Origin of the sequence: Azospirillum isscasi, from assembly GCF_030849505.1 — a bacterium.
Lineage (GTDB): Bacteria > Pseudomonadota > Alphaproteobacteria > Azospirillales > Azospirillaceae > Azospirillum > Azospirillum isscasi.
In genome coordinates, this window is record NZ_JAUJFI010000359.1 from 1 (window position 1) to 1,210 (window position 1,210).

At 66.3% G+C, this 1,210-nt stretch carries 2 protein-coding genes; both read right to left on the reverse strand.

Features of this window, described 5'->3' with window-relative positions:
- Positions 1-11: 11 nt before the first annotated feature.
- Positions 12-596 (reverse strand): transposase, encoded by a 585-nt coding sequence (locus tag QSG27_RS28980; RefSeq protein WP_306712316.1) that lies wholly within the window; start codon positions 594-596, stop codon positions 12-14.
- The gene (locus QSG27_RS28985; RefSeq protein WP_306712318.1) at positions 593-1,132 is read right to left on the reverse strand and encodes a helix-turn-helix domain-containing protein; all 540 of its coding nucleotides are present in this window, start codon (positions 1,130-1,132) and stop codon (positions 593-595) included. The genes QSG27_RS28980 and QSG27_RS28985 overlap by 4 nt, the downstream gene beginning before the upstream one ends.
- Between the last annotated feature and the right edge of the window lie 78 nt (positions 1,133-1,210).

The window sequence follows — 1,210 nt, forward strand, 5'->3', positions numbered from 1 at the left end:
TGGTGCATCCGCTAAATGAGGGCGACGTTTGGGAGGGCGGCGACGCCGAAGCGTTTTGTCGTCCGGTGGCGCCGTCGGCGGCCCCAGATGAACGGGTGCTTATGAGCATTCCAGTAGGCGGTGGCCTGTTCCACCGCCTGCTCGATTTCAGCCCATGCGTCGAAGCGGCGTCCTTTCAAAGCCAGGGAGCGCAGCACCTTCCACCACGGCTCGATCAGGTTCAGGTAGGCGGCGTATTTGGGCTGGAAGACGAACTCCCAGCGCGGATGGGCCAGATTGAACAGCAACACGTCCACGGCGGTGTGGGTGCTCAGGTTGTCCAACACCGCATAGACCCGCTCGACGGCCGGATTGACCCAGGCTTCGACGCGGCCGAGGAAGTCGAGCCAGTTGGCCGTGGTTCGCCCCAGATAGGGGGCGGTGAAGGCCGCTCCGGTGACCGGCTGAAGAGCCCCGAACACATAGCCGGCGACATCGCGGCGGTCGTAATCGATCTCCTGGCGGGCACGCTCAGACTTCGGCCCGGCGGGGGCGACCAGCCGCTGGCCCGGATAGCTCTTGCACGCCTGCGGCCCCATCTCGTCCAGGCAGATCACGACGCTGCCGGTGGGGGCGGCGGTGTAGAGTTGCTCGATAGCCCCCTTTTTCGAGCGAAGTCCGGATCGACCCGCTCGCCAAACCACGTCTCCTCCCGCCGCCACTTCAGGCCTTCGGCCAGCAGGATCTCGCTGATCCGGCTGCGCCGCATGGCCACGCCGTGCTCACTCAGGTAGGCGACCAGGCGATCCAACGTCCAGCAGGCGAACGGCAGGCCCAACTCGCCGGGCGCGGTCAGGGCGGTGGTGATCACTGTGCCGCGCTCCTCGGCGGTGTAGGTGGGTGGGCGCCCCGAGCGCATCGCCTCGTGCAAACCGGCAAGGCCGTGTTCGTTGAACCGCTTGAGCCAGAACCGCACGCATTTGCGGCTCAACCCCATGCGGGCGGCGATCTCCGGCGCGCCCAGGCCCTCCTCCACGCCATTCAGAACGATCTGGGCGCGCCGAACCAAACCCGCACCACGGGTGCGGGAACGCGCCAACTGCGTCAAAGCACTCAACTCTTCGGCGCTGACGGAACGGGCATGAACGGTCATGGCACGCCACCTTGGAGGGGAACTTCCCCTTCAACCCGCTCGCGCCGCTAAAATTCCCTCATCTTGCCGGATGCACCA

Excerpts from the sequence above, each read along its gene's own strand:
- QSG27_RS28985 (WP_306712318.1), bottom strand. The coding sequence starts at position 1,132 with ATGACCGTTCATGCCCGTTCCGTCAGCGCCGAAGAGTTGAGTGCTTTG.